Genomic DNA, 3,796 nt, shown 5'->3' on the forward strand with positions numbered 1-3,796 from the left:
GCGGGCGACGCGCAGCGCACCTCCCCCACCGGATCGAGCAGCAGCACCCAGCCGCGCAGCTCCCTGGCCAGCCGCGCCACGACGGCGTCCGGGCCGCGCAGCGCCGCCCTGGTCAGCTCCCGCTGCGCCTGGAACGCCCGGGTGACGTCCTCGTACTGCTCGGCGGCGAGCATCCGCGACACGGCCTTGCCGATCGCGACGAACGGGGTGGGCCTGGGCACCTCCAGCAGCGGCAGCCCGTGCTCCTGAGCGGCCTCGACCAGGGCGTCCGGGACGGCGTCGTGCCCCACCCCGACCCCGAAACCGAGCCCGGCGACCCCGCGTCCGGCCAGCCGCCGGACATAGGAGTCCGGCTCCGCCAGCCGCATCCCGGTCGTCAGCAGCAGCTCGCCGCCCTCCAGGAACGGGGTGGGGTCGGCGAGCTCGCTGACGGCCACCCAGCGGACCGGGACGTCGAGCGGCGCCGACGTCAGCGGGCGGAGCGCGAGCTGGGGCAGGCCCGCCACGGAGGCCAGCAGCGGAGCCATCCAGAGTGTCCAATCGGTCATGGGCGTTTTGTCCGGGGTGGACTCCCCCAGGTTATGCGGCCTCCGCTTATCGTCGGAAGCATGAGCAGCACTGTGATCGGCGGGCCCGGCCTGCCGCAGGAGCGCAAGGTCGTCACCGAGATCCCCGGACCGAAGTCGCGGGAGCTCCAGGAACGCCGCCTCAAGGCGGTCCCGCCCGGAGTGGGCTCGGTCCTGCCGGTCTACACCGTCGCCGCGGGCGGCGGAGTGATCGTCGACGTCGACGGCAACAGCCTGATCGACTTCGGTTCCGGCATCGCCGTCACCAACGTCGGCAACGCCCACCCCGAGGTGGTCCGGCGGGTCAGCGAGCAGGTCGCGGCGTTCACCCACACCTGCTTCATGGTCACCCCGTACGACTCCTACGTGCAGGTCGCCGAGAAGCTCAACGAGCTGACCCCTGGCGACCACGAGAAGCGCACGATCCTGGTCAACTCCGGCGCCGAGGCCGTCGAGAACGCCGTCAAGATCGCCCGTTATGCCACCAAGCGCCCCGCGGTGGTCGTCTTCGACCACGGCTACCACGGCCGCACCCTGCTCACGATGACCCTGACGGCCAAGAACATGCCGTACAAGGAGGGCTTCGGCCCGTACGCCCCCGAGGTGTACCGGGTGCCGATGGCCTACCCGTTCCGCTCCGACGCCGACGGCCCCACGACGGCCGCCCAGGCGATCGACCAGATCAGCAAGCAGATCGGCGCGCACAACGTCGCCGCCGTGATCGTCGAGCCGATCCTGGGCGAGGGCGGCTTCATCGAGCCGTCGCCCGGCTTCCTGCCGGCGATCGCCGAGTTCGCCCGCGAGAACGGCATCCTGTTCATCGCCGACGAGATCCAGACGGGCTTCGGCCGGACCGGGCAGCTCTTCGCGTCCGAGCACGAGGGGATCGTCCCCGACCTGATCACGACGGCGAAGGGCATCGCGGGCGGGCTGCCGCTGGCGGCCGTCACCGGCCGGGCCGAGATCATGGACGCGGTCCACGGTGGCGGTCTGGGCGGCACCTACGGCGGCAACCCGATCGCCTGCGAGGCGGCGCTGGCCGTCTTCGACGCCCTCGACAGCGAGAAGATCATCGAGAGCGCGCAGCGGATCGGCGAGATCATGCTGCCGAGGCTGCGCACCCTGGCCGGCAAGCACCCCGAGATCGGCGACGTCCGGGGCCGCGGCGCGATGATCGCGATCGAGCTGGTCAAGCCCGGCACCACCGAGCCCGACCCGGCCCGCGCCGCCGAGCTCGCCAAGAAGTGCCACGCCCAGGGCCTGCTCGTGCTCACCGCCGGCACCTACGGCAACGTCCTGCGCTTCCTGCCCCCGCTGGTCATCCCCGAGCACCTGCTCAACGAGGGCCTCGACCTGCTGGAGAACGCTTTCGCCTAGCGGCGCGCCGGGGGTTTTGCCGATGCTTGGACGACGGCTTGCCCCCGCCTCACCCGCTGGGACGTAGAAAGGAAGAGAACCGCTCAACGGTCGGTGTGACCGAGAGCGTTGTTCCGGGGGTTGTCAGAACCTCACAGGAAGGCGGGGCCCTGAGCTTTCGGGGGGTTGGCTCAGGGTCCCGCTCACAAAGGGAGACGTGGAGGCGGCGAACTTCGCGCCACGCGTCCGAGAGCGGGTCTGACTGGGGGCGGTCGGACCCGCTTCTCATGCTCGGACTTGTTCCAGGGGCCGAAGTACGGGGACGACCCCGGAAGAGCGGCGGGGTAGCCAGGGCGAAGGCGTTCTCTCGCGCTGGGTGCTGGAGGGTGAACGCGTTTCGCCTGTTCGCTCTTCCGGGGTCGGGGTAGCCGTGGGCGGCGAGGCCGGGCTGGGGAACAGCGGGTCACCTTGCAGGGTCACCCGGCCGGGTCGCCAACGGCACCCGGCGGATCGGGGGCGCGCCGAGCCGGAGGATGCTCGACGGGTCGTCCCGGTTCGCCGGGGGCTCTTTTCTTACCGCTTCTATGTGGGCGACGAGCCGTCTCACGTCGCTCGCCTCTATGAAGTCGCCGATGTCGCGTTCGCGGGGCGGGAGCGCCCACCAGTGCCGGGTGGATGGCCCGTACCAGATGGTCCAGTCGGGATAGCGCCTGGTGAGGAAGGAGAGTTCGGTCGAGTGATCTTCTTCCGACATGTCAGGCTCCCCCTTCCAGGTCTTTCTGAGTGTGTCGAGTGAAACAATTCAGGTCAAGGCTTGTTGGAAGGTTCCTGAATTGCCACCGCGCCCCGAAAACGAATTACCTGAAGGCGAAAGTGATGTGAATACGAAAGGGCCCTGGCGACGATTTGCTTTCCAGGTCGTCGCGCGGAGCACCCATTCGGTGGGAAGAGCACCGGGCTGTCGACGGGCTCGCCGGCGCCCGGCCGCAGAGCCTGGAGCGTGCCGGGCGCCCTCAGATCGGACGCCGCGAATACCGCGTCGATTTCCGGCTCCTCGCGCAGGAGCTGACGCATCGCGACGAAGCCCGATTCACGGGTGAAATCACCTGTGGCAATGACGGAACGCAGGTCTGAATCGTTCAAAGCGCGCCTATGGCCGGTGAGTCCGCCGATTAACGATCCGCCGTTTTCCCTGCGCGATCAGATGCTGGGCGCGCCGCCCTGGGCGCGGCGCTGGGGCAGGCGGTCGACGAGGCGGCCCAGCCGTTCGGTGGTGCCCTGGAGCGGGGAGACCGTCGCGTTGAGCGCGATCACCGCGGAGCCCAGTTCGCTCGCGGACTCGGCGAGGATCTGGATCGAGGGGGCGGCCTTGCCCAGCCGCTCCAGGTCCGCGCTGACCTGCGGCAGGGTCTCGGCGGCGTCGGCCAGCCGGGACAGTTCGCGGGCCGCGGTCGTGAGCCGCTCCAGGTCGGCGGCCATCCCCGACAGCCGTTCGGCGGCGTCGGCGAGGCGGCCGAGATCCTGGGCGACGGTCCCGACCTGCTCCAGGGCGAGGACGACGCGCGGCAGCAGGGAGAGGGTCTCGCGGATTCTGGTCAGCATCCGCCATGATGCACCGGTTATTGGACGTGGAGTCAACCCCTTCCGGTGGCGCACGTCACGTCGACTGCCCCGCGGGGGTGAGGTTGAGTGAGGAGGTGATCGAGGAGAGCGTCGCAGAGCTGCTGCTGGAAGCCGGAATCCCGCCCGTCCCGGTCGAGGTGGGTGGTGAGGCGGGCCTGCCGTCCGTCTACCGGGTGGAGGCTCTGGCGGGCACCGCCGTGGGCGGCGCGACGGCAGCGGCCGCCCGGCTGTGGGAGCTGCGCGGCGGACCG

6 protein-coding genes are annotated in these 3,796 nt (G+C 70.3%); 2 read left to right on the top strand and 4 right to left on the bottom strand.

All coding sequences use genetic code 11. The features are described 5' to 3' along the window. Positions 1-527 (bottom strand): PucR family transcriptional regulator ligand-binding domain-containing protein (locus tag ACYVE7_RS30845; protein ID WP_460369696.1); only part of this gene is annotated, 527 nt, incomplete at its 3' end. Positions 528-608: 81 nt separating this feature from the next. Here ACYVE7_RS30845 and gabT point away from each other — a divergent pair. After that, positions 609-1,943, top strand: a complete 1,335-nt coding sequence (gabT, locus tag ACYVE7_RS30850) for a 4-aminobutyrate--2-oxoglutarate transaminase (RefSeq protein ID WP_460369688.1) — start codon at positions 609-611, stop codon at positions 1,941-1,943. 442 nt (positions 1,944-2,385) lie between these two features. Here the strand turns inward: gabT and ACYVE7_RS30855 are convergent, their stop codons facing one another. Genes ACYVE7_RS30855 through ACYVE7_RS30865 form a run of 3 tightly spaced genes read right to left on the bottom strand, consistent with a single transcriptional unit; the run spans position 2,386 to position 3,524 of the window. Then, positions 2,386-2,676 (bottom strand): hypothetical protein, encoded by a 291-nt coding sequence (locus tag ACYVE7_RS30855; protein ID WP_460369689.1) that lies wholly within the window; start codon positions 2,674-2,676, stop codon positions 2,386-2,388. 53 nt (positions 2,677-2,729) lie between these two features. Further along, a complete protein-coding gene (locus ACYVE7_RS30860) occupies positions 2,730-3,065 on the bottom strand; it encodes a hypothetical protein (RefSeq protein ID WP_460369691.1) in 336 nt (111 codons plus the stop codon). 57 nt (positions 3,066-3,122) lie between these two features. Further along, positions 3,123-3,524, bottom strand: coding sequence for a hypothetical protein (locus tag ACYVE7_RS30865; RefSeq protein ID WP_460369693.1), 402 nt, complete (start codon positions 3,522-3,524; stop codon positions 3,123-3,125). A gap of 83 nt (positions 3,525-3,607) precedes the next feature. Here ACYVE7_RS30865 and ACYVE7_RS30870 point away from each other — a divergent pair. Continuing rightward, on the top strand, positions 3,608-3,796 hold a 189-nt coding region (locus tag ACYVE7_RS30870; RefSeq protein WP_460369695.1), incomplete at its 3' end, for a hypothetical protein.

The sequence above is a fragment of the Actinocorallia lasiicapitis genome (assembly GCF_054778695.1).

Coding starts and splice junctions, on each gene's coding strand:
- gabT (WP_460369688.1), top strand. CDS start 609: ATGAGCAGCACTGTGATCGGCGGGCCCGGCCTGCCGCAGGAGCGCAAG.
- ACYVE7_RS30855 (WP_460369689.1), bottom strand. CDS start 2,676: ATGTCGGAAGAAGATCACTCGACCGAACTCTCCTTCCTCACCAGGCGC.
- ACYVE7_RS30865 (WP_460369693.1), bottom strand. CDS start 3,524: ATGCTGACCAGAATCCGCGAGACCCTCTCCCTGCTGCCGCGCGTCGTC.